The organism is Dyadobacter sp. AC419 (genome assembly GCF_979253085.1).
Genome location: NZ_CEEDCD010000015.1, coordinates 175856 through 200611, shown reverse-complemented (window position 1 = coordinate 200611; position 24756 = coordinate 175856). Strand labels below are relative to the sequence as shown.

The 24756-nt window shown below is 45.8% G+C and carries 30 protein-coding genes; 15 read left to right on the top strand and 15 right to left on the bottom strand.

Annotation, left to right across the window (positions count from 1 at the left end; translation table 11 throughout):
• Nucleotides 1-4 precede the first annotated feature (4 nt).
• The gene (locus AC0IYG_RS08285; RefSeq protein ID WP_471710625.1) at nt 5-586 is read right to left on the bottom strand and encodes a sugar O-acetyltransferase; all 582 of its coding nucleotides are present in this window, start codon (nt 584-586) and stop codon (nt 5-7) included.
• A gap of 6 nt (nt 587-592) precedes the next feature.
• Nucleotides 593-1696 (bottom strand): carboxymuconolactone decarboxylase family protein, encoded by a 1104-nt coding sequence (locus AC0IYG_RS08280; protein WP_471710624.1) that lies wholly within the window; start codon nt 1694-1696, stop codon nt 593-595.
• A 202-nt stretch (nt 1697-1898) separates the two neighbouring features.
• On the opposite strand from AC0IYG_RS08280, the gene AC0IYG_RS08275 reads away from it, so the two are divergent.
• Nucleotides 1899-2798, top strand: a complete 900-nt coding sequence (locus AC0IYG_RS08275) for a helix-turn-helix domain-containing protein (protein WP_471710623.1) — start codon at nt 1899-1901, stop codon at nt 2796-2798.
• 126 nt (nt 2799-2924) lie between these two features.
• On the opposite strand, the gene AC0IYG_RS08270 is transcribed toward AC0IYG_RS08275, so the two are convergent.
• Together AC0IYG_RS08270 and AC0IYG_RS08265 are read right to left on the bottom strand one after the other, a co-directional pair.
• The gene (locus AC0IYG_RS08270; RefSeq protein WP_471710622.1) at nt 2925-3368 is read right to left on the bottom strand and encodes an energy transducer TonB; all 444 of its coding nucleotides are present in this window, start codon (nt 3366-3368) and stop codon (nt 2925-2927) included.
• 216 nt (nt 3369-3584) lie between these two features.
• Nucleotides 3585-4034 carry a hypothetical protein gene (locus AC0IYG_RS08265; RefSeq protein WP_471710621.1) on the bottom strand — a complete coding sequence of 150 codons (450 nt, stop codon included), beginning with the start codon at nt 4032-4034 and terminating at the stop codon, nt 3585-3587.
• Nucleotides 4035-4194: 160 nt separating this feature from the next.
• On the opposite strand from AC0IYG_RS08265, the gene AC0IYG_RS08260 reads away from it, so the two are divergent.
• Nucleotides 4195-4416 (top strand): hypothetical protein, encoded by a 222-nt coding sequence (locus AC0IYG_RS08260; RefSeq protein ID WP_471710620.1) that lies wholly within the window; start codon nt 4195-4197, stop codon nt 4414-4416.
• On the opposite strand, the gene AC0IYG_RS08255 is transcribed toward AC0IYG_RS08260, so the two are convergent.
• The 4 genes from AC0IYG_RS08255 to AC0IYG_RS08240 all read right to left on the bottom strand — a co-directional run bounded on the left by AC0IYG_RS08255 (nt 4388) and on the right by AC0IYG_RS08240 (nt 8311).
• Complete coding sequence (locus AC0IYG_RS08255) at nt 4388-4945, bottom strand: flavin reductase family protein (RefSeq protein ID WP_471710619.1); 558 nt, start codon at nt 4943-4945, stop codon at nt 4388-4390. The genes AC0IYG_RS08260 and AC0IYG_RS08255 overlap by 29 nt on opposite strands.
• 107 nt (nt 4946-5052) lie before the next feature.
• On the bottom strand, nt 5053-6372 hold the full coding sequence (locus AC0IYG_RS08250) for an alpha/beta hydrolase family protein (RefSeq protein ID WP_471710618.1): 1320 nt from the start codon (nt 6370-6372) through the stop codon (nt 5053-5055).
• 5 nt (nt 6373-6377) lie between these two features.
• Nucleotides 6378-6629 (bottom strand): hypothetical protein, encoded by a 252-nt coding sequence (locus tag AC0IYG_RS08245; RefSeq protein WP_471710617.1) that lies wholly within the window; start codon nt 6627-6629, stop codon nt 6378-6380.
• 95 nt (nt 6630-6724) lie between these two features.
• The gene (locus AC0IYG_RS08240) at nt 6725-8311 is read right to left on the bottom strand and encodes an arylsulfatase (protein WP_471710616.1); all 1587 of its coding nucleotides are present in this window, start codon (nt 8309-8311) and stop codon (nt 6725-6727) included.
• A gap of 244 nt (nt 8312-8555) precedes the next feature.
• Here AC0IYG_RS08240 and AC0IYG_RS08235 point away from each other — a divergent pair, with 244 nt between their 5' ends.
• Nucleotides 8556-9395: a hypothetical protein gene (locus AC0IYG_RS08235; protein ID WP_471710615.1), complete on the top strand. Its 840-nt coding sequence runs from the start codon at nt 8556-8558 to the stop codon at nt 9393-9395.
• Here the strand turns inward: AC0IYG_RS08235 and AC0IYG_RS08230 are convergent.
• Entirely contained in the window at nt 9389-9814 is a 426-nt protein-coding gene (locus AC0IYG_RS08230) for a hypothetical protein (RefSeq protein ID WP_471710614.1), read from the bottom strand. The two genes, AC0IYG_RS08235 and AC0IYG_RS08230, sit on opposite strands and share 7 nt — an antisense overlap.
• Nucleotides 9815-10032: 218 nt before the next feature.
• Here AC0IYG_RS08230 and AC0IYG_RS08225 point away from each other — a divergent pair, with 218 nt between their 5' ends.
• Nucleotides 10033-11202, top strand: coding sequence for a hypothetical protein (locus AC0IYG_RS08225; protein WP_471710613.1), 1170 nt, complete (start codon nt 10033-10035; stop codon nt 11200-11202).
• 80 nt (nt 11203-11282) lie between these two features.
• Here AC0IYG_RS08225 and AC0IYG_RS08220 read toward each other — a convergent pair whose 3' ends face one another.
• Complete coding sequence (locus AC0IYG_RS08220; RefSeq protein WP_471710612.1) at nt 11283-11858, bottom strand: porin family protein; 576 nt, start codon at nt 11856-11858, stop codon at nt 11283-11285.
• A gap of 330 nt (nt 11859-12188) precedes the next feature.
• Nucleotides 12189-12722 carry a DUF2911 domain-containing protein gene (locus AC0IYG_RS08215; RefSeq protein WP_471710611.1) on the bottom strand — a complete coding sequence of 178 codons (534 nt, stop codon included), beginning with the start codon at nt 12720-12722 and terminating at the stop codon, nt 12189-12191.
• Between the two features lie 414 nt (nt 12723-13136).
• Here AC0IYG_RS08215 and AC0IYG_RS08210 point away from each other — a divergent pair, with 414 nt between their 5' ends.
• From AC0IYG_RS08210 to AC0IYG_RS08170, 9 genes are all read left to right on the top strand, one after another.
• The gene (locus tag AC0IYG_RS08210; RefSeq protein ID WP_471710610.1) at nt 13137-13700 is read left to right on the top strand and encodes a hypothetical protein; all 564 of its coding nucleotides are present in this window, start codon (nt 13137-13139) and stop codon (nt 13698-13700) included.
• Nucleotides 13679-14161 carry a Panacea domain-containing protein gene (locus AC0IYG_RS08205; RefSeq protein ID WP_471710609.1) on the top strand — a complete coding sequence of 161 codons (483 nt, stop codon included), beginning with the start codon at nt 13679-13681 and terminating at the stop codon, nt 14159-14161. The genes AC0IYG_RS08210 and AC0IYG_RS08205 overlap by 22 nt, the downstream gene beginning before the upstream one ends.
• A 154-nt stretch (nt 14162-14315) precedes the next feature.
• The gene (locus tag AC0IYG_RS08200) at nt 14316-15101 is read left to right on the top strand and encodes a 2Fe-2S iron-sulfur cluster-binding protein (protein WP_471710608.1); all 786 of its coding nucleotides are present in this window, start codon (nt 14316-14318) and stop codon (nt 15099-15101) included.
• A complete protein-coding gene (locus tag AC0IYG_RS08195) occupies nt 15098-16090 on the top strand; it encodes an FAD binding domain-containing protein (RefSeq protein WP_471710607.1) in 993 nt (330 codons plus the stop codon). Before AC0IYG_RS08200 ends, AC0IYG_RS08195 begins: the two co-directional genes overlap by 4 nt.
• 11 nt (nt 16091-16101) lie before the next feature.
• Nucleotides 16102-17460 (top strand): xanthine dehydrogenase family protein molybdopterin-binding subunit, encoded by a 1359-nt coding sequence (locus tag AC0IYG_RS08190; RefSeq protein WP_471710606.1) that lies wholly within the window; start codon nt 16102-16104, stop codon nt 17458-17460.
• Nucleotides 17363-18223: a xanthine dehydrogenase family protein molybdopterin-binding subunit gene (locus tag AC0IYG_RS08185; protein ID WP_471710605.1), complete on the top strand. Its 861-nt coding sequence runs from the start codon at nt 17363-17365 to the stop codon at nt 18221-18223. The genes AC0IYG_RS08190 and AC0IYG_RS08185 overlap by 98 nt, the downstream gene beginning before the upstream one ends.
• Nucleotides 18224-18247: 24 nt before the next feature.
• Nucleotides 18248-19027, top strand: coding sequence for an alpha/beta hydrolase (locus AC0IYG_RS08180; protein WP_471710604.1), 780 nt, complete (start codon nt 18248-18250; stop codon nt 19025-19027).
• Complete coding sequence (locus tag AC0IYG_RS08175) at nt 18993-19289, top strand: hypothetical protein (protein WP_471710603.1); 297 nt, start codon at nt 18993-18995, stop codon at nt 19287-19289. Before AC0IYG_RS08180 ends, AC0IYG_RS08175 begins: the two co-directional genes overlap by 35 nt.
• A gap of 53 nt (nt 19290-19342) precedes the next feature.
• Entirely contained in the window at nt 19343-20125 is a 783-nt protein-coding gene (locus AC0IYG_RS08170; RefSeq protein ID WP_471710602.1) for a DUF72 domain-containing protein, read from the top strand.
• A 13-nt stretch (nt 20126-20138) separates the two neighbouring features.
• Here AC0IYG_RS08170 and AC0IYG_RS08165 read toward each other — a convergent pair whose 3' ends face one another.
• Nucleotides 20139-20897: an oxygenase MpaB family protein gene (locus AC0IYG_RS08165; protein ID WP_471710601.1), complete on the bottom strand. Its 759-nt coding sequence runs from the start codon at nt 20895-20897 to the stop codon at nt 20139-20141.
• Between the two features lie 135 nt (nt 20898-21032).
• Nucleotides 21033-21437: a response regulator gene (locus AC0IYG_RS08160; RefSeq protein ID WP_471710600.1), complete on the bottom strand. Its 405-nt coding sequence runs from the start codon at nt 21435-21437 to the stop codon at nt 21033-21035.
• 246 nt (nt 21438-21683) lie between these two features.
• Here AC0IYG_RS08160 and AC0IYG_RS08155 point away from each other — a divergent pair, with 246 nt between their 5' ends.
• Nucleotides 21684-22112 carry a VOC family protein gene (locus tag AC0IYG_RS08155; protein ID WP_471710599.1) on the top strand — a complete coding sequence of 143 codons (429 nt, stop codon included), beginning with the start codon at nt 21684-21686 and terminating at the stop codon, nt 22110-22112.
• A gap of 1 nt (nt 22113) precedes the next feature.
• On the opposite strand, the gene AC0IYG_RS08150 is transcribed toward AC0IYG_RS08155, so the two are convergent.
• A complete protein-coding gene (locus tag AC0IYG_RS08150) occupies nt 22114-23538 on the bottom strand; it encodes a carboxylesterase family protein (RefSeq protein WP_471710598.1) in 1425 nt (474 codons plus the stop codon).
• 176 nt (nt 23539-23714) lie between these two features.
• Nucleotides 23715-24371 (bottom strand): SDR family NAD(P)-dependent oxidoreductase, encoded by a 657-nt coding sequence (locus tag AC0IYG_RS08145; RefSeq protein ID WP_471710597.1) that lies wholly within the window; start codon nt 24369-24371, stop codon nt 23715-23717.
• Nucleotides 24372-24478: 107 nt separating this feature from the next.
• On the opposite strand from AC0IYG_RS08145, the gene AC0IYG_RS08140 reads away from it, so the two are divergent.
• Nucleotides 24479-24736: a DUF3072 domain-containing protein gene (locus AC0IYG_RS08140; RefSeq protein WP_471710596.1), complete on the top strand. Its 258-nt coding sequence runs from the start codon at nt 24479-24481 to the stop codon at nt 24734-24736.
• Nucleotides 24737-24756 lie beyond the last annotated feature (20 nt).

The window sequence follows — 24756 nt, the reverse complement described above, 5'->3', positions numbered from 1 at the left end:
TTTATTAGTTACTTATAGTTAAATCTGTTTTTACAACTTTTGCAGGAATGCCTGCCACAACCGTATTCGCAGGAACATCGCGGCTTACAACCGCACCTGCCGCCACAATGGCATTCTCGCCAATCGTCACGCCGGGCAGGATGGTTGCGCCAGCGCCTATCCATGCATTTTGTTTTATAATCACCGGTTTGGGAATTAATGTGGTGCGGTCGCCGGGATCAAGCGGATGATTTTCGGAGGTAATATTAACCCGCGGGCCGATCTGCACATGGTCTTCAATAATAATCCCGCCAATGTCTAGAAATGAGCAGGCGTGATTGATAAAAACGTTTTTACCCAAACTAATGGACTGGCCGAAATTGGTGTAGAACGGCGGAAAGATCGTAGTTGATGTGTCGATTTTCGTGCCAATAATTTCACTCAATTGTGCCCGCACCTGATCCAGCTCGGTGGCGTTCGCATTCATTTGCACACATAACCGGATCGTCCGGGCAACTACTTCCGCGAATTTCCCATATTCAGGATCATCCTTCCGAAGCAGTTCGCCAGCCTTTAACCGGGCGAAAATGTCTTTTTCTGTACTCATTAACCGTTATTTCAATTTTTTAAAGATTTCCAGCATGGTCTGTGAATCGATTGTATTCATATCTATCAATTTCAATGCCTTCACCATTTTCAAGGTCGTCGTTTTGTAATGCTGAAAATGCGGCGTCTTCAAATGCGACTGGTAAGCGGCGCTATCGGCATAGATCTCCACGATCCGAATCTGATTCGGCTGCTCTTTCATATACATTGGAAAAATAGTCACCACACCCGGCTCCTTCTCAACCGACGCCGACGATTCTTCCTTCAAAATCGCATTATATTCTTCCAAAAATTCAGGCACAATCTCAATCTCCGAAATCCGCACCATCATATCCTTTTCAATAACCGGTGCCAATGGTTTTGAAATGATCGTCCGCAATGTATTCGCCTGCGTTTTGCTGACGTGCTTTTCAACCAGGTCTGCAATCCCGGCGAGCTGGTTCTCAGTTACCCCTATATTCATTCCCATTTTCACATGCGCCTGCAACTGCGATGTGACGCCCGGCATAGCAGCCAATGCAGAAATGGTCACAATCTCGCGCTGCTGCATCGTGAGCACTTCGCTTTCAAAAATATCCGCAAACAAATGTTCTTTCAGAAAAGCATCAATGCGCGGTGCAAATTCACCAAAGCCGGGAGCAGGTTTGGTCTGGGTTGTTTTGGTTAAAGTTTCGAGCACTTTCCGGCCCTGCTCGTATTTATCCGACTGTTTTTTATTGGGGACAAAGACTTTTCCCTGTTTATCATTCTTCCCGCTCGCCTTCCGTTTTTCCACCACCTCCATTAATGCATTAATCGCATTCAAACTTCTTGGAAAACCGCAGTACGCGTAAAGCTGAACCAGTATTTCTTTGGTTTCCTCAACAGTTAATCCAGCGTCCAAACCAGCATTGAGCTGTGTGGTCAGTCCGTCCATATCGCCTGCTGCGGTCAATGCGGAAATGATGGAAATACTCTGTTCTTGCGGGTTTAGCGATTGCGTTTTACTTGTTTGCGCCTGCATGTTGGTAGCAATGAAAATAAGAAATAGGATAATTTTGTATGGGTTCATGCTGATCGTTGGCAATGTGCACCATCTGGGTTTTGGCGGCGTATCGTGCACTGGTGTCATGGTTATTATCATGTAAGTTATTGATTTATTGAGGCGTAACATTTTGTAACAATTGTATGCCATTGTGTAAGGCAAAGGTCGCCCAAGCTGGCTGCACCGGTTTTATACAGGTTACAGGTTTATTTACCACTTTTACTGATTGCGCCTTTCATATAAAATCAATCTTTCGGCCGGTGTTATATTTGGTCTTGCAAATTTCGAAATGATGGAACAGGTAGAAAGAATTGATACGGTAAAGCAGTATAACAACTGGATCGGTGCGGAAACGCTGCATCCGCTTGTGAGTGTGGTCAATTTCAATGAAATGCCTTCCGCGCAATATTTCCGGCGCTATATGGGGATTTATGCCGTTTTTTTCAAAAACATCAAGTGCGGCGACATGATCTACGGCTGCCAGCCTTACGATTACGAAGACGGAACATTGGTTTTTGTAGCTCCCGGACAGGTTTACGGCATTGATAGCAAAGGTGTTGTGACCAAGCCATCGGGTTATGCACTGGTTTTTCATCCCGATCTGATCGCTGGAACGCATTTGGGTCGTGTGATCAAGGATTATTCGTTCTTTTCTTATGAGGTAAATGAAGCATTGCATTTGTCCAAAAAAGAAAAGGAAACCATTGTCGATTGCCTGGAAAAGATCAATGCAGAGATTGATCAGAACATTGATAAGCACAGCAAGACGCTGATCGTTTCCAATATTGAGTTGTTTTTAAACTACTGCATGCGGTTTTACGACCGGCAGTTTATCACCCGCACCCATGTTAATAAGGACATTCTCGTGCGGTTTGAAGAATTGCTTAATGATTATTTCAAATCAGGAAAGTCACAGACCATTGGCTTGCCTAGCGTAGGTTACTGCGCTGAGAAGCTGAATTTGTCACCCAACTATTTCGGAGATTTAATTAAAAAAGAAACGGGACACACTGCATTGGATTTCATTCAAACGCGACTGATCGACGAAGCAAAAGTCAAGGTTTTCGAAGCCAATCATTCGCTCAGCGAAATTGCTTACCAGCTTGGATTTAAGTATCAGCAGCATTTTACAAGGCTTTTCAAACAAAAAACCGGCGTGACACCAAATGAATACCGGAATTTGAATTGATATTGTTTTGGCAAAATGTTAGGCATCCGCATCATTAAAAAAAGCAACCAGCATTGCGCTGATTGCTTTTTTTAATTGCCTTAATGCTCTGGAGGAGCCTCTGCGGCGGCGCTTTTAATCAATATTCTATTCTTGCGGGAATTTAATCGGGAGTTTATAATGGAAACCTACCGATCTGTTGGCTTGTTTGGCGGGGATCCAGGGGGGCATGTTTTTGAGGACGCGGATGACTTCGGCGGTTATTAGTTCATTGTCGGGCTTCACCACTTGCACATCGACCAGCGCACCTGTTTCAGTGACGATGAATTCGGTAAACACAGTTTTTTTTCGCAATTTATCCGGTGCCTTTTCCGGGAATTTGAGGTTTTCTGACAAATATTTTTCAATCGCTTCGTTCCCTCCCGGAAACTCGGGCGAATGCTCTGCCACGGTGAAGACTTTTTCCTTATATACCGGCGTGGGGGCGGTTGCGGTTCCCTGGGCTGAGGCTGCTACGGTGGAGATGAGCAGGCAGCTTGCCGAGCACCACAATGTCAGCGCTGATCTGGTTGGTTTTCTTAATGTTAACATGGCGTGTTAGTTTTTGTTTCTACAATTATAGATTTTTCCAAACGATTATCAACCCGTCAACACCATCTTCATATTAAGCGTAAAAGCACCTGTCCGGATATGATTATCAGCGCCATTTAAAATAGCAAAACCCGGCTCAATGAACCGGGTTTTATTATTTTGAAAAATCTTAAAGACTAGCGATCTGACTTTGGTTTCTGACTTTGCTGGGCGTCATTATTTCGGTAATTGCCCGTTTTCCCCGTCAGGTTTTTCGCGTTTCTCTGAACCTGATCCGCTTCCTTTTTTAACAACCGTATCTGCTTCTGTTAAATTTTTCTTACGTTCTGCCAACGCCTTTTTTGAATGCGTCATTGACTTTTCGTTGTCCGCGTCGGAATATCGGCCTACGTCATTCGCATTTTTGTTAGAAGCGCCGCCTGGGCGTGTGCTGCCATCATTTACTGTGCTTTTCTGCGCTTGTCTGCTGCGTGTATCCGTGGCTCCTTCTCCGCCGTTTGCCGTTGTGCCGCTAGGACTTTTTTGTGCGGTCTGAGCCTTGGTTTGCGTTTCTTTTGACGAATTGGCTGTTTCCTCGCGGGTCTTCGCAACGGATGATTTTTGTGCATATGTTGCCGTTGCAGCACCGCAGAGGATGGCAAAAGCTAATATTACTGACTTTTTCATATCGATGAATTTTAATGTAATCGTTTGTTGTATGAATGTGCCGCTAGCCGTCTAAAATTGTGCCAGATGGTTTCGTTAACCAGGAATAATCCGGCGAATGTATTGAAGGGTGAGCAAATAAATTGTAAATTGATGGTGACTTTCTATCCAGCATCAGCTCATGAAATATCTGTCGCTTTTCATCATTCTCCTGATTTTGCAAGGGCATTGCTTTGCGCAAAAAACTGCAATCATGTACGACAGCGAACGGCCGGTGACGGAAGATTCCGTTGGCATTGTCAAAAATCAATATAATCTGCCGGGCAGTGACCTGTACAAATGGCGTTACAGTGCTGACCTGAACGCGCCGTTGGTTATGACGAAGCGGAAGGCGAGAAAGTAGGCAGATTAGCAGGACGTGCGTATGGAAACTCAGCAATCTTTTCGAGCTTATAATAACTGTTAAGCCCGGAAATCCCGACATCATTTACCTTACTGAGATCAAGCTGGCCGTTTTCATCCATCGAATCGTCGGGAATGATGGCGTGCTCCACTTCGCCGATAACCAGCACAGTTCCGTTGACTTCAATGGGGATCAGTTGCAGAAACTTCATTCCGAGCTTCAATGTGCTTTCCTTTACAAATGGCGCTGAAAAATCGGCAATGTATTCTTCCGTCAATGCACATTTATCAAATTCCGATTCTTCCCTGGCAAACTTCGCTGACGTGTAATGCGCTTGTTCAATGAACGACTCGTGGATGTGGTTGATCGTGTAAAATCCTACTTCCTTAATGTTGTCAAAAGTATGCTGTCCGGCTTCGCGGTCTGGCCTGATAATGAAGCCGATCAGTGCCGGATTGCTGCCCAAATGGATCACAGAGCTAAAAATGGCCAGATTGGTTTTTCCATCGGGTGAAATTGTCCCAATCAAATTCGCAGGTTTTATTCCGGTAATTGAGTTGATGATATTTAAACGTTTGATACGTTCTGTATCTTGAATTGCCTGCTTATTAAGGTGCATGATTGCGGGTTAAGCGTTTAAAAAAGAAATTTTTGCATGTAAGAAATCATCAGTTTCCAGTCTTCGGGCAGCACGGTGTGGCCGCCTTCGTGCATGTAATATCCGAGATCTTTCATAAGTAATGAGGTGTCGCCGGCAGCTGGAAAAGCCACATTTTCAGGTGCGGTTTTATTAAAAAGCTTGTAAACAGGCGCTGCTGCCAGGGCGGACAAAAATTCACCTTTGGGATCAGACCAGTAATCGGTGCTGCCTGTTTGCAAGAGCAGCGGCCGTGGCGCCATTAATGCAACAAGTGCGTGTGCGTCGAACGGCATTTCCTGAACCTTATCTGCATAATCGTGATAATTGGTCGCAAATTGATATAAATAGCGGGACGGATCAGAAATATGGGCGATCGTTTCTCCGTAATTTCTTCTCGCCAATGCCGCACCGCCTTCACCGGAAATACTCGCAATCACCATTTTGAATCTTGGATCACGGATTCCAGCCCACAGCACGGTTTTTCCCAAACGCGAAGCACCTTGCAAAGCCACGCGTTTTGCGTCCACTTTCTCATCCGTTTCCAGATAATCCAATGCACGGCTCAGCCCCCACCCCCACGCCGCAATGGCGCCCCATTCGTCGGGTGCGGGCTTGTCGCCGGGTGATTTTAGATATTGCTGTCTGATTCCATACGGAAGACCATCTTTAAAATCGGGCTCAATGTCTCCGTAATAAACGGTTGCGAAACCCATTCCGGCATCGATAAATTGCGCCACATTCATTTTTCCAAACGGACTTGGCTGGTCTGCGCGGATCTTTTTCCCATCTTTCCAAATGTTGCCCACCAGCAAGCCTGTGTCATCAATAACCTGGTTATAAGCAGAGAATGAAATGTTTAAAAGCAGTGGAACCGCTTTTTTGGCGGATGCGGGCGTGTAAACCAGCAGATCCATATAATGATCAGCAGTGTCAGCGGTCAGATAAATTCGCACTTGCTTGCGCAATGCAGTGCCGTTCAATGCGCTGGTTTCTTTTTCCAGCATTTTGGTGCGAAGCTTTCCAGGCGCAGGCGGCATTTTGCCAAACTGGATTTCTTCAACCATTTTCAGAAGCTCAGGACGGCGCTTTTCTGTCCAGATCTTCGCGCTGGTGACAGCTTGGCCATCATTGCATTTCAAAAGATCCGGAAGCTGATAAGTTCCGGTTGAATCCTCGCTGTAATTGACCGGAATGCCAGCAACGACGGTGGGGCGGTTGGGTGCTTGCCGCACAGGCGGCGTGTTGGAAGACTGGGCGAATGTTGCGGCCGTTTTGCAAAGCAGCAGCGAAACGAGCATGGTGTAATGAAGGCGCATAAAGTCTATTTATAGGTCAGCTCAGCAAGCTGATCAATGAGCTCGTCGGTTTGATCGAGATAGGTTACTTCATCCAGCAACCCCTTTTGGTAAGATTGGTAAAGCACGTCGAGATTGGCCTTAATTTCGCTTTTACGTTTGCGTCTCGGCGGCTTTTGTTTGGCAGGAAATTGCGCTTCAAACCAGCAAACGATTTCACTCACGATGAAAACAAATGTCCCGACAAAAATGAAAAGAAGAAGTTCAAATAGCAGCACGGCAACAGATCATTTACTACTTTTTAACACGGAATAAGCAAGGTTATAAACTTAACGAAAACGATGTTAGGAGACAACAATCAGGAGGTGAAAAACTACTTCGCCTTAATAAGATCCCAATCCACAACGTTTACTCGATCAGCCCATTCAAGATATTGCTTTTCCAGCGCGCGGACTTTATCCGGAAATTGCGCAGCGACATTGTTTGTTTCCGTCCGGTCCGCTTGCAAATCGTACAATTCCCACGGCTGATGAATCTCCGCAACCAGCTTCCAACGTCCGCTACGCACGGCCCTGCTGCCCTCATGCTCCCAGAAAACCGTTCGGTCGGTTGCCGTTTGATTTTTTGTTAATGTTGGTTTAAGGCTTTTTCCGGGCAATGTTGTGAGCTTTTTGCCATTCAGCTCTGCCGGATATTGCACGCCCGCCCAGTCCAGGCAAGTCGGCAGTAAATCGATCAAATGTCCAACCTGATCGCTCGCAATGCCCGATTTGATCTGACCCGGAAACCATGCGATGAATGGTGAAGCAATGCCGCCTTCATGCGTATTTTTCTTAAAAAGGCTGAAAGGCGTGTTGCTTGCATTGCCCCACTCGGGATAATAACTGTCAATGGAGGCCACGGATCCTGCTGAGCCATTTTTCTGGGTCACATAATTCCAGTCTTTCACCGTATCGCCGCTGCCACCATTATCAGAAACAAAAACAATGAGCGTGTTTTTGTCCTTTTGAATGTCTTTCAGCTTGGCCAGAATTTCGCCGATGCCCAGATCCATCCGGTCGATCATTGCTGCGTATATAGCCATCCGCATATCCCAACTTTCCCGTTCCTGCGCATTAAGTTTTTCCCAGTCATTCCCACCATTGTAACGAGGCGACAATTGCCAGTTTTTATTGATTATTCCCAGCTCATTTTGGCGGGCAAAGCGTTGATCGCGGAGCGCATTCCAGCCTTTCATGTATTTGCCTTTATACTTTGCAATGTCTTCGGACAAAGCCTGGATAGGCCAATGCGGTGCGGTGTAGGCCACATATAAGAAGAAAGGTTTTGAACTGGCTTTTAACTCGTCCAATGACTTTACGGCGAAATCGGTGATCGCCTGTGTCAGGTAACGGGATGTGTCGCTGCGAGTTATCTTTTGCTCGTTCAGAAGAAATGTTACAGTTCGCCCATCATTATAAATGGGCTCGGAATTGAAATAACTGCTGCCATTGTTCAGCATGGTGAAAGATTTGTCAAAGCCCCGATTGTGCGCCAGCGCAGACGGCACCAGCCCAACATGCCATTTGCCGGAGACAATCGTATTATAGTCTTTCATTTTGAGCAATTGCGCAATTGTCGCGCTGTTTTCACTCAGGTAACCCTGGTAAGCCGGCGATCCTTTGTCTTGCACCATATCGCCAATCCCTGCCTGATGCGGATACAAACCGGTGAGCAATGCTGCGCGCGACGGACAGCAACGGCCGCTATTGTAAAATGAAGTGAGCTTAATTCCCTCGCTGGCAAGCCTGTCCAGATTAGGCGTCCGGATTTCCGATCCAAACGCACCAATGTCCGAAAAACCCAGGTCATCAGCCATAATGATGATGATGTTTGGCTTCGGTTGCTGCGCAAAAGCGTTAGAAATCCCGTGCAGCAATAGAAACATTTTTACAGGCCAGAACTTAAAAATCTTATGCATTATCAACTCGTATTTTTACAGAATGAAGAAATTTTTGAAGCCATCTTTATTTTTGGAACGGGTGTTCTAAAAATAAAAGTTAGAATAACCTGGCTCGTTTTAAAGTGGTGGTGGTTGCTCCGCAAAATTAGGCGAACTATTTAGTCTACAAAGTAGATAGGCTTATTTAATTCAGGAGATTGTAAATGTGTTGCAAAAATTATCTTCATATCTTGCCGAAAATAAGACTTTACGAATTAGCGCTATGAAAAAATTGATATGCTTTGCTGCAATGCTCCTTGTCTTTGGTTGTGATAAAAAAGACAAACCCGATCCGCAACCCACTGAGGAAGTGACACAACAAGCTCCATTTGGAAGCGGTGAGGTGGATGTTAAGATGAGTAAAGTACGATTCAATGGACTCTTAGAAGCAGAATACATTTACGAAGGCAATATTTTTACCGAGGAAAGGCGTTTTGTCGCTTCTCCTTTGCCGAAATTTTCACAGAAAGGTGTTTATAAAAGAGAAAACGGCGTGCCGCAGAAGTTTGAGGTTATGCTCCGCTCCCAGACTCCGGAAGGGCAAAATCCTGCTGACACGCTTCGCCCCTATTTTTCACTGACTTATGCGCCGGCTTCCAATGATTCGATCCGCGAGGTGACGCGCGAAGACGTGCAAACGGGCTCGAAAGTGCTCCGCGTTTTTGCTTTTGACAAAAGTGGCTACATTACCAGACAGGAGATATGGAACGACGCCAAGACGGACAAAGCAACGTACACTTACGCGCGTAATGAGCAGCATAATGTAACAAAGAGCACCACAAAAGCCCTGAATTCCACCGAAACAAGCGAAACACAATACACTTATGATGACCGCCCAAATCCTTTTTTGAAACTGGGATTGGATGCATACGGCGAGATTTCCATTCGCTCATTGAGCCCGAATAATCCAATCAAGGAAACGCATATGCGTAACAATGTGGTTATTTCAAACACCATTTACACCTACGAATATTTGCCAAACGGCTATCCCAAAAAGATTACAGTTCGTGTGGAAAGCACCAGTTTTCCACCTTATTCCTACACCATGGATTTCGATTATTGATGCTGTGCAGCAAGCTGGAATTGCGGATTAACCTGACAAAAATAGCCAGCCGCCTTCTCAGCCGTTTTCCTGTTCGAAGTCAGTTTTGACTCGTTGATGAAAAGCTGTGTCTGCCTGAAAAAGCTGTTGTCGTCACGCCAGTCCGACGGATTGGTGAGGAAGGGTTTCAAGGGCCTGAAAAAATACTCGTACACCACCCAATCCACGTAAACTTCGTTGTTGTAACGGATGTAGTATACCGGTTCAAACTTGTCCAGTTTGTCGAAAACGACCTGCGATGGAGTTTTGTTGGGCTTGTGATTTTTGCGTTGCTGCGGCAGAATGGGCTGCAAAGCGCGTGTTGCGAGCAGAAAATTGATATAATCGTTCAGATTATACCAAACTGTATCGCGGTGTACAATGTATTGAATCGGTTTCATAGTGAGCGTAATCGTGGAGATTTTAAAAGTCAAAAATATCGTAACGATCTCACTTCACCCACACCTGAGGCTAATTTAGAGTCTTTAAAAAGACGGGACTTTTGGCCAAAACATCCTCATAATCAATCAGTAGGGATTTTGTGTTTTTTGAAAACAGACGCATGCAATTTGAATAAAAAAATTCTATATTGTCAGTCGAACAAAACAACAAACTACTTATGAAACAGGTTAGACTAATTACTACGATGCTGCTCTTTTCGCTGGTGCTTGCTACAAGCTGTCAGGACAATCTTGAAAAAAGCAATGCTGTTAATCCGCAGGAAACTTCGCTTGCGGCACTACGGGAAAAGATCAGTAAAGTTCATGCTTCATTGCCAGTGGATGTTCGCAAAAACATGCGCCAGACAACTGAGCTGACGCTGAAAATGCACCCGGAGTATCGCAACATTGTCTTGAAAGCACTTGGCGCGATTGAGCCGACGCCTTGCGACGGTAACACGCCGATCAATGCCTGGCTCGATCAGGAACTGGCTGATTGGAACAACGAACTGATCGGATATGTGCTGGATTTTGCGATGCTTGACTTACCGACTTACGACGCGTTGGTGTTTGAAAACAGTTCTTCCAACCAATATTATGGCTCGGACGGACAGTTTACCCAGAAAATCACGAAGGCATTCAAGGATTTGAAACGGTTCTGGAATATTGATTCGGACGGGATCGTTCTTGCGGCAATGCATGGAAATATGCTGCTGAACCGTGACCGCATCATTCGGACTTATGTCGCGGTTTTCGGCCTTGATGAAGCCACGGCTGGCATTTTTGCCGACATTGTTGTCGAACTTGCTAATGAGGTTCCGCAATATGAAAAAGGGGATCATCCGATTTTTACATTCAATGCTTTCGCGCAATCAGGTTTCAATTTCCCTCCCTATGGCGTTATCCCGGACAAGATCATTATGGGGGACGGAATTATGGAAGGTTTTGCAGCCATCGGATATGGGGATGTTGCGCCCCAGGCAATTCTTGCGCATGAATTCGGACACCATATCCAGTTTCAATTAGACTTGTTCCCTGATGAGCAAACGCCGGAAGGCACGCGCAGAACGGAGTTAATGGCAGACGCATATGCTGCATATTATTTGTCGCACGCGAGAGGTGCTTCTATGCAATGGAAAAGGGTTAAGCAGTTTTTAAGCGTCTTTTTCAACATTGGCGACTGCTCATTTACCAGCGATGGCCATCACGGAACACCTACGCAAAGACTTGCTGCTGCGGAGTGGGCTTATAATCTCGCAAACAATGCGCAGAAACAAGGTCATATCCTTACGGTTGAACAGTTTACAGCCCTTTTTGAAGCGCAGCTGCCAGTTTTGATCACGAAATAATTTTGCTTTTTGGCAACAAAAAAATAGCGGATGAACCAATGTTCATCCGCTATTTTTTATTCCAAGTTTTGGTCAAATCATTATTTAACCAATGGGATAGCCCAGAAAAGGCTGGCTTGGATTACGCTGTTTTTGAAGTCAGGATCGATATTCTGACCTGAAAAGTCGCCTACTTTCGAAAGTCCGGCTACATATCTTACGCCAACTCCCAATCCGATCGGTGATTGGTAACCAATGCCTCCTGCTGCTGCAAGATCAAGGTTTTTAGCAAAGTTATTGATCGTTTGATCAGGAATATCAGTCGAAGTTCTGAAACCAACCTGCGGTCCGAATTCAACATAGAAACCACCGTTAGTTTTAAATTTCAACATTACCGGAACAGTCACATAACTAATCTTGAAATCAGATTTTGTGCCCGCGTTGTTCACCTTTGCACCCTGCGTTGAGAAAAGCACCTCTGGCTGGATCGAGAACACTTTCCCAAATCCGTAATTGATTATACCACCCAGGTGATAACCTACCAAAGCATCCGATTCGATATCACCGCCAGTATAGTTACTAAAATTGAGACCAGCTTTCGGTCCGATGCTAAACGATTGAGCAGAAGCCGATTGAACAGCGACAAAAAAGGCAATTACAAATAACAATTTTTTCATGATTGACATTAAAGTTTAAATGATTACAAATCCGTGCGGACAAGCCAACACGATTTGCCTTCGCAGCTCCGGCACCAACCGAAGCTCAACCGGTTACATCCAAATGTTGTGCCATGGTCTGTTTATCATGGAAAAATCCTGTTAAAGCCAAATTATTCCTGGTAAAAGATATAAAAACGACGCGTCTGGTTTGCGTCTTTCGGGCACGGAAAACCTTGCCAAACCGATCTTTAAAATTTGCCCTTGTATTTCCACACTTCCCTCGATGACAGCATAAAAAAAGGGTTGGCGAACGAATCCACCAACCCTTTGTCCGAAACAATGCCTTTATTACTTGATCGCAACAGGCACTTCTGTATTTTCCCAACGCAATGTGAAACCTTTCGGCGTAACCTCGTAAGCCATTACTTCCGTCATAGAAGCGCTTTTTGCTGGTTTCGCTTTCACGGTCAGCACGTCTTTGGAAGCGTCTTTGGAAGTCTCGCCGCCGCGCTTAATGCCCCATTGACCGGTTTGCGAATTGAAGATAAACGACCATTCATTTGCGCCCGGAAGTGCGTAAAGGCTATATTTCCCAGCCGGAAGTTTCTGGCCTTCCACCATAATGTCTTTATCCGTTTCAAAAATCGTTGCCTCATTGGCTCCTGCGCGCCACACTTTATCGAATGGAACCAGGTCACCGAAGATTTTCCGTCCCTTAACAGATGGCGCAGAATAACTGATTGTAATGTTAGCGCTGCCCGCTTTCCCAGTTGCCGTTTTAGCTGGACTCGGTTTCGCACCATCTTGTGCCTGGCTTACCGTAGCCGCCAAAACGCAGGCCAGCATCATGGCAAAGCCTTTCAAAATCAATGTCTTTTTCATGTAACTGCTTTTTTGATTAACGATATCATTAAAATTTTCACTCAATATCGTCAATTTGTACTAATAATTTCATTGTGGTAAATCGGCGCTGATATTTACCATTCAGCCGATCCTGCATTTCTTTTGCAAAGCTCCGAACAGTTCGCCCTATATCAGGTGAGGTCGAGACAAGAATATTTTCACAAAGCGGAATTTTCACCTTAAAATAATTGACAGCCACCGCTGGAAAGAGGGAGCCATATCGGATGCCAAAAGCTCCGTGTTGAAAAGTTAGTTTGCATTGCATTTCAACGACAAAGTTGAAAACGAGAGATATTAATGCAGATAACTAAACTTTGGCAACGTAAACTCGCATGTGATCTGCATCTCATTCCACATTGCCGAACACCCTATGACATATCCTTACAAATAGCTATGAAAAGTCCCATAACCGGAAATGAAGCGACGTTGCATCGTGAGTTGTCTGTCTTGACATTCAGGAAAGAACAATTCGAATTTTACTGGCATTACTATCGGTGCGAGGATTCGGGAGAAAAGTTTACAACGGATGAGCTGGACGATTTAGGCATTTCGCAAGTGTATAATCAATACAGAGAAAAATACAGAATTCCGTTTCCCGAGGAGATTAGGGAAATCAGGCAGAGGTATGATGTTTCGGCTAATAAGATGTCGGAAATTCTTGGCCTTGGCACGAATGCTTACCGGTTGTACGAATCGGGTGAGATTCCTTCTGTCTCCAATGGTCGGTTGATTTTATCGGTAAAGGATCCGGCGACTTTTATCAGGCAGGTGCAGGCCAGCTCCCATATTTTGAGCGCGAAAGATGTTGGTAAGCTCGTTGCCAAAGCTGAGCAGATTATGGCTGCTGATGCGCGGCGGGCCTGGACCTGGCATTTTTGGATCAGATTTTCGAAAATCAGGAGCCGTCGACGTTCAATGGTTATCGGAAGCCGGATATGGAGAAGATTTCGCAGATGATCGCCTATTTCGATTCCAAAATCAAGGGGCTTTATAAGACAAAATTAAATAAACTGCTTTTCTACGCTGATTTCACTTCGTATGCGCGAACTGGTTACGCGATTTCCGGGATTTCTTATCGCGCCATTCAGTTTGGCCCGGTGCCGTCGCAGTACCAGAAAATGTATGTCAAACTTTGTGATGACTCGAAACTATCGATTGACCAGGTGGAGGTTGGCAATGGGAATTATGGCGAAATGATATCTACGACAAAAACCTTTGACCCATCACAATTCACAGAAAACGAGTTGAAGACATTGAAAGATGTTTGCGAGGTTTACGGGAAAATGCAGACATCGGCATTGGTGAATGCAAGCCATCTAGAAAAAGGCTGGATTGATAATGAGCAGGCGAAAGCATTCATCAGCTTTCAGGATTCCGCATTTTATCTGCTCGGCAATATCTTGCCTGCAAGCGAGTGAGAAGGATCACATTGATCTGATTCATTTGGTACAATTATTGAAGTGCTCTTACCAGTGATTTCCACTGATAAGGGCACTTTCTTTTTTGCTCAAAATCAATAATATAACTGCATTTCCTAACACGAAAAATTCCATAATTTTTCCCAACATCACCATGAACGAAGAAGATCAGTCACCGCAGCTTACCGAGGATGAAAGGAAGCTGTTTGAAGACCTTATGCCCGAAGACCTCGCGGAAATTATGGACAATGGTGTAAACCGGCGGCACTTTCTGAAATTAATGTCCCTCACCGGCGGCGGCTTACTCGCCTGGCAATCTGCGGTTGCAGAGCAGGTGATTACGCGCCCGCTGGCAGCAGCAAAATCCAATCTGCTTTCGCCGGAAACAATTGAAAATGGTGTCGACGTTGCATTTAAAGTCAATGGCGCAGCTAAGAAAGTGGTTGTTGATTCGCGTATGACATTGCTGGATACGCTGCGGGAAAAACTCGATCTAACCGGCTCGAAAAAGGGTTGCGACCACGGACAATGCGGCGCTTGTACGGTGATTGTTGACGGACGGCGCGTTCTGAGCTGCCTTACACTGGCTGCGAGCTGCGAAGGAAAATCTGTAAAAACCATTGAAGGGATCGCACAGGGCAACACATTGCATCCGATTCAGGAGGCATTCATTAAACATGACGGTTTCCAATGCGGCTTCTGCACACCAGGCCAGATTTGTTCAGCTGTGGCATTATTAGACGAAGCCAAAAATGGCGACGCTAGTTATGTTACCGAAAATGTGCGCAAGAAAATTGCTCCTGTGAAGCTTTCAAATGAGGAAATCCGTGAACGGATGTCTGGTAACATTTGCCGCTGCGGAGCTTATCCGAACATTGTGGCGGCAATTCAGGAAGTGCATGGTGGACAGGCTGTTAAACAAAACTGGATGCTCGTATGAAACCATTTAAATTTACCAACGCCAAAGACGCGCCGGCTGCCATTCAAATCGTTTCCCAAAATCCAAACGCAAGATTCCTGGCGGGTGGCACCAATTTGCTGGATCTGATGAAGGAAAATGTGGAGCAGCCAGAGGAATTGACTGACATAACCCGGCTGAGCCTGACGCAGATCAAAACCACAAGCACCGGCATTTCCCTTGGTGCGCTTGGAAAAAATACCGATGCTGCGAATCATCCATTGATCCGGCAGCAACATCCGCTTTTGACACAGGCGATCCTTGCGGGTGCATCCGGACAGATCCGCAATATGGCGACCAATGGCGGCAATGTGCTGCAACGAACTCGCTGCGCCTATTTTTACGATGTGCATATGCCTTGCAACAAGCGCGAACCCGGCACGGGCTGCGGCGCAATGGAAGGAATCAATCGAATGCACGCGATTTTTGGCTGGTCGGAAAAGTGTGTTGCAGTGTTCCCTTCTGATATGGCGGTGGCTTTGGCTGCGCTTGACGCTGTTGTTAAAATCATGGATAAGAATGGTCAGGAACGGGCTGTTTCTTTCGTAGACTTTCACCGTTTGCCCGGCGACACACCTGAGAAAGACACCAATCTTGCCCACGGCGAGCTTATTACTGCAATTGAAATTCCTAAAAATAATCTGGCTGAGCACGCTTATTATCTCAAAGTGCGTGACAGGGCTTCCTATGCTTTTGCACTGGTGTCCGTGGCAGCGGCTCTGGAAATGAACGGTAAAGTCATTAAGCAAGCCAGAATAGCAATGGGTGGCGTAGCACATAAGCCGTGGCGCGCTACGAAAGCGGAGCAAATGCTGATTGGAAAAGAAGCAACTGAGGCTAATTTCAAGTTGGCGGCAGATGCAGAAATGGCGGATGCAAAGCCATTGGAACATAATAAGTTTAAAGTAGAGCTTGGAAATCGCAGCATTGTGCGAGCCTTGCAAATGGCGCTGAACAGTGGCAAATCCTAACCCAAGATCTCATGCAAGATAAAAATATAGCGATCGGTAAACCGGTTAACCGGATCGATGGAATCCTCAAAGTGACGGGAAAAGCAGATTATTCAACAGATCACCCTGTCGAAAACGCTGCTTATGCGGTCATTTTCAAAAGCACGATTGCAGCAGGAAAGATCAAAAGCATTGACAGCATTGATGCTGAAAAATCTCCGGGCGTTCTGGCTGTGATCACACACATGAATGCACCCAAACTGAATCCCAAGGGCGGCATCCGCGGCGGTGCAATGTTGCAGAATGCGGATGTGCTGTTTTACGGACAGCATATCGGCGTGGTTGTCGCAGAAACATTTGAGCAAGCCAGACATGCCGCGGAATTGGTAAAAGTAGCATATGATCAAAAAGAAGCCCGGACGGATTTTGAAAAACTGTATCGCGAAGGTGTAAAACCGAAGGATAAGGAGGACGAGAAACGTGGAGACGTTCAAGCAGCGATGCAAAGTGCGGAATTCAAAGTGGAAGAAACCTATGCAACGCCCATTTACCACCACCATCCGCTTGAACCACACGCCACAATTGCAGAATGGCGGGGAGAAAATCTGACACTTTACAACAGTTCGCAAATCATCAATGGCGCGCAAAGTGCAGCTGCATCAACATTCAACCTTAAACCGGAGAATGTCCGCATTGTGTCGCCCTACATTGGTGGCGGATTTGGTTCAAAAGGCGGACAATGGGGCAATTTAATTCTGGCTGCAATTGCTGCAGAAATGGTAAACCGGCCCGTTAAGCTGGCACTTACGCGGCAGCAAATGTTCAATTCTGTTGGATTTCGTCAGCGGAATTACCAGAAAATAAGCTTAGCTGCAACCAAAGATGGCAAACTCACAGCATTAGCTCATGAGACGAGTACGCACGCGGCCATTCAGGATGAGTTTGTAGAACCTTGCGGCGATTGCTCAAAAATCATGTACGACACGCCCAATTCGCTGATTTCTTATCGTGTGACGCCTATGAATCTTATCCTGCCGACTTATACGCGCGGTCCGGGAAAGTCTACGGGAAGTTTTGCATTGGAATCGGCGATGGACGAACTGGCCTATAAGTTAAAAATGGATCCGGTCGAATTGCGCCTCAAAAATGAGCCCGAAAAAGACCCGTCAAATGGGAAGCCGTGGTCTTCCAGAAAGGTGGTGGAATGTTTGAAAGTGGGTGCAAAAGCATTTGGCTGGGAAAAGCGAAAAATGGAACCCCGGCAGTCTGTTCAGGGCAATTATTTGATTGGTTATGGCGTGGCCTGCGGAACTTATCCAGCGCACCAGCGCGATAGTTCGGGCTATTGTAAAGCTGAAACGCGAAGGCGGCAATGTTACCGCAACCGTTGAGCTGGCCGCTGCGGATTTAGGCACCGGCACTTACACCATTCTTGCGCAAACAGCGGCGGATGCACTGGGTTTGCCTATGAGCAAGATCACAGTAAAAATCGGTGATTCAGATTTTCCGCCTGCCGCCGGCTCTGTTGGATCTGTGGGTGCGACAAGTTATGCAAATGTAGTAAATGATGCCTGTATCAAAGTGACCGACGAGCTGATCGCCCGATCCGGAAAGCAATTTTTCCAACGCCCGACGGCGTCACAACTGATGGTTTCGGAGAAGATTGACAACATTCAGGCGCGCGCCGATTCCAAGCCTTTGGAAACAGCAGAGCAATATTCGTCACACAGTTTCAATGCCAATTTCGCAGAGGTTTGGGTGAATCAATCCACTGGAATGGTGCGCGTCGAACGCTTTTTGGCTGTCACCGGGGCTGGGAAAATTCTGAATCCAAAGACAGCGCGGTCACAAATCATTGGTGGAAATGTCTGGGGAATTGGCATGGCGCTGACAGAAGAATCCGTGATCGATCCACGTTACGGACATTTCATTACACGGTCACTGGCCGATTATCACGTGCCGTCAAACCTCGACATTGGCGATCTCGATGCTATTTTTATCAAAGAAGAAGATACGCTGGCTAATAAAATGGGCATTAAGGGCCTTGGCGAAGTTGGGATTGTGGGCGTGTCTGCGGCCGTTGCCAATGCAGTTTTTAATGCGACGGGAAAGCGTATCCGGGAATTGCCGATATTGCCTGACAAATTGCTCTGAAACCAACCACGCTGAATCAATTTTATGAAGAAAAAACTGCTGCTCATTGCGCTCGCTTTCGCATTATCGATACCCGAAACCGTGTCGGCCCAGGACAAATTAATGGGTTCAACGGAACGCATTAAGGTCCACGGGAAATCGCTGGAAGGAAATCTGGAAGGCAACACGGCTGATCCGGACGTCTCGATTTACCTGCCGCCGAGTTATAAAAAAGACTCAAAACGTCGCTATCCGGTCATTTATTTGCTGCATGGCTTCACCGACAATGATGCGCAATGGTATGGTTTGGTAAAGCACTGGATTAATATGCCAGTGATCGTTGACAAAGCATTTGTCGCGGGTAAGCTAAATGAGATGATTATCGTTACCCCTAATGCTTATACGCGCAGTGGAGGCAGTTTTTATTCCAATTCGGTTACTGCGGGCAATTGGGAAGATTTCGTTGCCAAAGAATTGGTTTCATACATCGATCAGCATTACAGAACCATTCCTAAAGCAACCAGCCGCGGACTGGCCGGACATTCAATGGGTGGTTACGGAACCATGCGCATCGGCGAAAAATTTCCTGATGTATTTTCTAGTATTTACGCGCTGAGCCCTTGTTGTATGGCACCGGGCGGCAATCGTTCACCTGAATCGTTGGCAAAAATTGAGGCCATTAAAGACCCGGCTGAGTTTGCCAAAGCAGATTTTGGCACAAAAGCAGCAATCGCTTCTGCCGCTGCATGGTCGCCTAACCCGACCAACCCGCCGTTTTTCACAGATCAGATTGTTAAAAACGGAGAAGTTCGAAAAAACGGTTGAGCTCAAATGGGCGGCCAACTCGGGCATGGCCACGATTGACCAGTATATTACCAATCTGAAAAAGATGAAGGGCATTGCTTTCGATGCGGGAAATAAGGATCAGCCCATTGCTGCCAACATTAAAATTCTGCACGAATTGCTTGACAATTACAAAATTGAGCATACTTACGAAGAATATGAAGGCGATCACCTGAACCGCATCGGCGAGCGGATCGAGCAGAAAATGCTGCCGTTCTTTTCAGAGAGATTGCTTACAAACTAGTGGGTTTGCTTCGCTAGCACGATGTTTTTGATCGCCTTGCCAGCGTGCTGCAAATGCAGCGCCAGTGTGCAAAAATGGAAGATAGCGAATCAACATTATACTCAGGCACCAGCGGACTTGTTCTGCCGGTGCCTAACAAGCAATTTTATCCCGAAGAATTCAAGGACAAAAGCCGGCTGACTTACTACGCGTCCCTGTTCAATAGCATTGAGATCAATAGTTCATTTTACAAAGTTCCACTTGCGTCAACGGTAAGGAATTGGTCGGCGCAGGTGCCGGATAACTTTGTGTTTACATTCAAACTCTGGCGTGACATTACGCATAACAAAGGCCTTATTTTCAATCCGGATGATGTGAGCCGGTTCATGCAAATTATTGATCACATCGGCCCAAAGAAAGGTTGTCTGCTTGTCCAGTTTCCGCCGAGCCTGAAAATGATCATGCTGCCGCAACTCGAAAAACTGCTAAGTTCCATCGCAAACGCCGATCCCGACAGGCAATGGAAAGTTGCATTGGAGTTCCGACATAACTCGTGGTATGACGATGATGCTTTTGAACTGATCGAACATTACAGGTTTGAGATCGTCATTCACGACAAGCCTGGCTCCGCTCCCGGCCTGCTGGAATCCGATAACAACTTCAGATACGTGCGCTTTCACGGCCCGAAAGGCGATTATCGCGGACAATATGAAGATGCGTTTTTGTACGAATATGCAGAGCGCATTCAGGATTGGATTTCTGAGGGCAAGACTGTTTTCGCTTATTTCAACAACACCATGGGCGAAGCCATTAAGAACCTCAATTTGCTTAATTCGGCCATTTCGTATGATTTATAGCGAATCAAGCCCATTAATTTGCATCCAGCCCGACAATTTCAGTTTTATATTTCGCTGGCAAAATAAGATTTCTCATGATGTGATGAATGCCCAGAACCCGTGAAAACTTGTAAGCAGGCAGGATGAATGTGAGCGCAGAAACCTTCCGTAATGAAAGCAACTGGTGCACTCTTTGCGGCACAATCTGGGTTTGAACTTCTTTAAGAAGCAGATATCTGGGCAGCCCGAGATGTTTCTCATATTGCTTGTACAAATCAATTGAGAATTCACTTTTTACCAAATTATCATTCAAATGCTGGCTGCGCATTTCTTCCCAGGCACCAAGCGTCTGAGGCAAACCTGAGATGCCCATACGCGCACCCACTTGCTGAAATGTTTCGAATATATCCGCCTTTTCAGCAACTGTGAGCTTTCTTTCCAACAATTCAAAAGACCTTATGGAGTAATCAATGAGCATGAAAAGCACATCCCTGTATGCCCAATCCGGGATCTTCGCGCCACGCCGGGCCTCCACATCATTGTGGATGGCCGTTATCTGATCAATGGCTTTCATGGCAGCGTCGTATTCTGAAAACACGATCTTGCGTGCGTAGGCAACCGTTGAAAACAGTCTTCCCAAAGGATCAGCCGGAAGCTTGCCCGTGAAATAAAGCCAGTCGACCGACTTATTCACAGCAAATTCTGCCGATGCTCCCGCAAAAATAAAAAGGATCGTATCCGCTTTTCCCCAAATCTCCCGCACAATTGAACCTTCTTTCGCAAACCATTTCATAAAACAAGAACACTTTAAAACTGCTATTTGATCACAAGCATTAGTTCAAAAATAACAAAAGTACTTTGAAGCACAAAGTGAATACTGCAAAATGTATATTCTTTTGTCAAGAAGAATAACGTCTACAATTAATGATTACTTACCTCCAAAGAAACGGGAAAGGATGGTTTTGGCAATGTCGAGAAGCGCTTTGAATGTGTTTGGCTTGACAATAAAATCATCCGCACCAGCGTCAAGCGCGCGTTTTTTAAGCTCGGGGTTGTTGGAAGTTGACATCATTACCGCGGGCAATTCTGCAAGTTCCGGCTCAGATCTGATTTCCTTGATCGCTTCAATGCCGTTCATTTTCGGCATATTCATGTCTATCAGCACAACTGTCTTCGATAAATCGTCTGACTCTTTGACATTGGCAATTAATTCCTTGCCGTCCTCTGCTTCAATCACCGTCACATTGGGATTAGCTTCCTCCAACGCGTCTTTAATCAGCATTCTGTCGTCTTCATCGTCATCCGCAAGGTGCACTGTCTGTCCTTCTGCCATATTCTTAAAAGCTTGAAAACAAAAATATCAAATATTTTGCGTTAATCAGAATGTGTTAACAAGCGACTCAAATTCATTAACAAAATAAAGCATTTTTGCCTGATTTTCAGATCGCACCGGATTATTGTGCTGAATGTCTCGTTAACCCCCTTCGATTGTCCTTTTCAGGGTCAATGCATGGCCTAATTGGTTGCTACTTTTGATTCATCAAATTCACATTCAAACCATTTAACTAATTTCCACGCCATGCCCAAGTTAAACACCTACCTCAACTTTGACGGAAAATCGGAAGAGGCATTCAATTTGTATAAATCCGTTTTCGGCGGCGAGTTCCTGCTCGTCCAACGCATGTCCGAAATGCCTGGCGCTGAGCAGCTTCCAGAAAATGAAAGAGGTCGGTTAATGCACATTTCACTTCCGATCGGGAATGGTGATGTGCTCATGGGATCTGACACGGTTCCTTCCATGGGCCACCAGCTTCGGTTAGGAAATCACGCTTACATTTCCGTTTTCACAGATAGCCGGGAGGAAGCCGATCGCCTTTTTGCAGGTCTATCCGTTGGCGGTGAAATCGAAATGCCGATGGAGGATGCCTTCTGGGGCGACTATTTCGGCAGTTTTCATGACCAATACGGCATAGGCTGGATGATCAACTTCCCTAAGCAGCACAGTTAAGCTACTGCTTTTTCTGCGCAAAGAGCCAATCCATCAGGTGCGGCTCTTCCTTTACATTATTCCAAATGTCGTGACCGGATTGCTTGTATTCCGTGTATTTCGGTTTGCCGCCTGCTTTTTCAATCGCATCCACAATGTCACGCGTTCCACTTACGGGCACGAGACGGTCTTTTACGCCGTGAAACGCCCAGATTGGCATGTCAGTCAATGTTTTGCCAAATTTCGGATCACCCGCACCGCATATGGGAATGGCGGCTGCGAACATTTCGGGATGTGTGCTGATAAAGTGCCACGAACCGTAACCGCCTCCCGAAATTCCCATCACATAAAGCCGTTTTGAATCGACGGGATACGTCTTTTTAAGCACATTAATTGCATCAATTACGAGTGTGTCAATGTTGTTATAATTGGCAATTCCCCCGAAACCCTCCCCTTCCGGGCAATGCGGCATGAAAATGAACGCCGGATATTTCTTCCTGTTTTCATCATTAAAAAGAAATGGCGCAGGATCTGCAGCGAGCTGACGCATATTGTCTTTCCCGTGCGCGCCCCCGTGATGCAGGCAAACGACCATTGGATATTGTTTTGTAGAATCGTAGTCCAGTGGCAGCATAAGCCGATAGCGCAATGTATCGCCCGCATCGTTTACGTAATTTCTTGGCGGAAATGCTTTCGACAATTTGCTAATTTCAGGAGTTGGCACAAACGGCTTGCCTGACCTCGATTGCACACTTTCGGTCACAAAACTCATCCCGAAAAACAAAATACCTAAAACAGCGATCACCTTCAACAGCTCCCGCCAGACAACCGGCGGCTTTTTAACATTGTCAAAAACCTCTGATTTGAACTCCCTCCAAATGTTGAGCAGCAACAAAGCCGGCGAGAGAATGCTCACAACGGCTGTCAACCGATGAATTTTTTCGAGAAGCAACTTCAATTGCACGTCGCTGCTATTATGAAACCACAGCATTGTCACAAGGAGAATGGAGCCGGAAATAATAGAAATAATTCCCGACCACATGAGCAAAGGACGCTCTCTGGTTTTTGAAAATGTTAACACAAAACCAAAAATAATCCCGACCGACAATGTTGTCGCGCTATAATTAATATAAAAGCTTTGCAGCTCGCGCATCCTTATTATGTTATAAATCAGCGCATATTGACCAACATTAACGATAATGTTGATGATTCCCGCCGCAAAAGCTGCTGTATAATCTTTGTATCGGAAATAGCGTTGCAGCGCCACAGAGCCGACGGTGAAAATGAAACCGGAAAGCAGCAACCACGGGTAAAACGAGTTGAAAGTGATCACTTTGGCACCCAGTTGTAAGCTTACAATGCCTTGCACCGAAATGGTGACAATGAAGAGCGCCAGGAAAAGGATTGTAAATGAATAAAAATCACGGGATAATGAGTGGTTTCGCATGATCGATGGTTTTTGAGTTACAACCAGCGGACGGTTTTGACGTCTGCATTTATTTAAATAACTAAAAACCAGGACTATGCGAAACTACTTGACCAGATTATGCCGGTTACATAACTGGCAAAATGGTGATTTGAATGGCAATGTGTTCTTTGAAAGACGTCGCTTCAAACAGCTTGCTAAAAGGAAATTTCTGTTCTGATTTCCCTGCCTTCAATGATGTCAAGAATGGTTTGCGCAATGGTCCCGGTGCTGGTCCATTTTGAAAAATCAGCATCCGGCATGACGCTGCGATTTAATGCTGTATCAATGGTCTCAGGCAACAAAATATGCGCAGAAATTCCATGCGCGTTCTCCGTTTCATTGATCATTTGACAGAAATTGTAAAGCATTTGTTTCGAAAGCGCATATGCCAGGTTCTCACCTGCTGCTTTGAAGTCCATAGCCGCCTTTGACCCGATAAATATGAGTTTCCCGCCGCCACTTTGTTTGTAATGGGCAATTAAACTTTTAGCCGTTGTAAATGCGGTTTCAAAATTCAGTTTGACCATATCGGCAATGTCACTCAATGCTGTTTTTTCCAAATTTCCCGTCGTGAAGCCTCCGGCAAGAAAAATGCCCGTATGTATGCTTTCCTGCGTTGCAAGAATTGACTCAACAAAATTTTCAGATTGCTCACTATCAGCCAGATCCGCTTGGTAGTAAGTGATTTGAGATGCATCCGACTGTTCTTTCTTTCTGACCGCAAGATGCAATTGACAGTCATGATCAGCTAACGTCTGAACGACGGTTTTACCCAGGTTTCCGGTGCCCCCGGTGATGAGAATGTTTTTCATATAACAAATCTACGATCCTGCACCTAACATCAAAGTCGGCACCGAAAAGTTACGGTGTGCCTGCTGGCTCAGTTTTTGTACCACCAGTTAAAAAATCACAAACTAAAATGGCAACTAAAGAACAAGGCGCGCTTGATGAGAATGAAAACCTTTCAGACCAGGATCAAGAAATAAAAGGGTCAAATGCAGTGAAAGATCCCGACGAATGGACTACGGGCGACGAGCCGATGACAGGAGCCCAGGAATCGTATCTGAAAACCTTGTCTGACGAAGCAGGCGTAGAATTCGACACCACGCTGAGCAAAGCCGAGGCCTCAAAAAGGATCGATGAATTGCAGCATAAGACAGGGCGCGGTTTGAAATAACCCGCCTTAATTTTTCAAAA

What these genes read in the sequence shown, in the direction of transcription:
- AC0IYG_RS08285 (WP_471710625.1), bottom strand. Translation starts at nt 586, where the DNA reads ATGAGTACAGAAAAAGACATTTTCGCCCGGTTAAAGGCTGGCGAACTG.
- AC0IYG_RS08280 (WP_471710624.1), bottom strand. Translation starts at nt 1,696, where the DNA reads ATGACACCAGTGCACGATACGCCGCCAAAACCCAGATGGTGCACATTG.
- AC0IYG_RS08275 (WP_471710623.1), top strand. Translation starts at nt 1,899, where the DNA reads ATGATGGAACAGGTAGAAAGAATTGATACGGTAAAGCAGTATAACAAC.
- AC0IYG_RS08270 (WP_471710622.1), bottom strand. Translation starts at nt 3,368, where the DNA reads ATGTTAACATTAAGAAAACCAACCAGATCAGCGCTGACATTGTGGTGC.
- AC0IYG_RS08265 (WP_471710621.1), bottom strand. Translation starts at nt 4,034, where the DNA reads ATGAAAAAGTCAGTAATATTAGCTTTTGCCATCCTCTGCGGTGCTGCA.
- AC0IYG_RS08260 (WP_471710620.1), top strand. Translation starts at nt 4,195, where the DNA reads ATGAAATATCTGTCGCTTTTCATCATTCTCCTGATTTTGCAAGGGCAT.
- AC0IYG_RS08250 (WP_471710618.1), bottom strand. Translation starts at nt 6,372, where the DNA reads ATGCGCCTTCATTACACCATGCTCGTTTCGCTGCTGCTTTGCAAAACG.
- AC0IYG_RS08240 (WP_471710616.1), bottom strand. Translation starts at nt 8,311, where the DNA reads ATGCATAAGATTTTTAAGTTCTGGCCTGTAAAAATGTTTCTATTGCTG.
- AC0IYG_RS08235 (WP_471710615.1), top strand. Translation starts at nt 8,556, where the DNA reads ATGAAAAAATTGATATGCTTTGCTGCAATGCTCCTTGTCTTTGGTTGT.
- AC0IYG_RS08230 (WP_471710614.1), bottom strand. Translation starts at nt 9,814, where the DNA reads ATGAAACCGATTCAATACATTGTACACCGCGATACAGTTTGGTATAAT.
- AC0IYG_RS08225 (WP_471710613.1), top strand. Translation starts at nt 10,033, where the DNA reads ATGAAACAGGTTAGACTAATTACTACGATGCTGCTCTTTTCGCTGGTG.
- AC0IYG_RS08220 (WP_471710612.1), bottom strand. Translation starts at nt 11,858, where the DNA reads ATGAAAAAATTGTTATTTGTAATTGCCTTTTTTGTCGCTGTTCAATCG.
- AC0IYG_RS08215 (WP_471710611.1), bottom strand. Translation starts at nt 12,722, where the DNA reads ATGAAAAAGACATTGATTTTGAAAGGCTTTGCCATGATGCTGGCCTGC.
- AC0IYG_RS08210 (WP_471710610.1), top strand. Translation starts at nt 13,137, where the DNA reads ATGAAAAGTCCCATAACCGGAAATGAAGCGACGTTGCATCGTGAGTTG.
- AC0IYG_RS08205 (WP_471710609.1), top strand. Translation starts at nt 13,679, where the DNA reads ATGGAGAAGATTTCGCAGATGATCGCCTATTTCGATTCCAAAATCAAG.
- AC0IYG_RS08200 (WP_471710608.1), top strand. Translation starts at nt 14,316, where the DNA reads ATGAACGAAGAAGATCAGTCACCGCAGCTTACCGAGGATGAAAGGAAG.
- AC0IYG_RS08195 (WP_471710607.1), top strand. Translation starts at nt 15,098, where the DNA reads ATGAAACCATTTAAATTTACCAACGCCAAAGACGCGCCGGCTGCCATT.
- AC0IYG_RS08190 (WP_471710606.1), top strand. Translation starts at nt 16,102, where the DNA reads ATGCAAGATAAAAATATAGCGATCGGTAAACCGGTTAACCGGATCGAT.
- AC0IYG_RS08185 (WP_471710605.1), top strand. Translation starts at nt 17,363, where the DNA reads ATGGCGTGGCCTGCGGAACTTATCCAGCGCACCAGCGCGATAGTTCGG.
- AC0IYG_RS08180 (WP_471710604.1), top strand. Translation starts at nt 18,248, where the DNA reads ATGAAGAAAAAACTGCTGCTCATTGCGCTCGCTTTCGCATTATCGATA.
- AC0IYG_RS08170 (WP_471710602.1), top strand. Translation starts at nt 19,343, where the DNA reads ATGCAGCGCCAGTGTGCAAAAATGGAAGATAGCGAATCAACATTATAC.
- AC0IYG_RS08165 (WP_471710601.1), bottom strand. Translation starts at nt 20,897, where the DNA reads ATGAAATGGTTTGCGAAAGAAGGTTCAATTGTGCGGGAGATTTGGGGA.
- AC0IYG_RS08160 (WP_471710600.1), bottom strand. Translation starts at nt 21,437, where the DNA reads ATGGCAGAAGGACAGACAGTGCACCTTGCGGATGACGATGAAGACGAC.
- AC0IYG_RS08155 (WP_471710599.1), top strand. Translation starts at nt 21,684, where the DNA reads ATGCCCAAGTTAAACACCTACCTCAACTTTGACGGAAAATCGGAAGAG.
- AC0IYG_RS08150 (WP_471710598.1), bottom strand. Translation starts at nt 23,538, where the DNA reads ATGCGAAACCACTCATTATCCCGTGATTTTTATTCATTTACAATCCTT.
- AC0IYG_RS08145 (WP_471710597.1), bottom strand. Translation starts at nt 24,371, where the DNA reads ATGAAAAACATTCTCATCACCGGGGGCACCGGAAACCTGGGTAAAACC.
- AC0IYG_RS08140 (WP_471710596.1), top strand. Translation starts at nt 24,479, where the DNA reads ATGGCAACTAAAGAACAAGGCGCGCTTGATGAGAATGAAAACCTTTCA.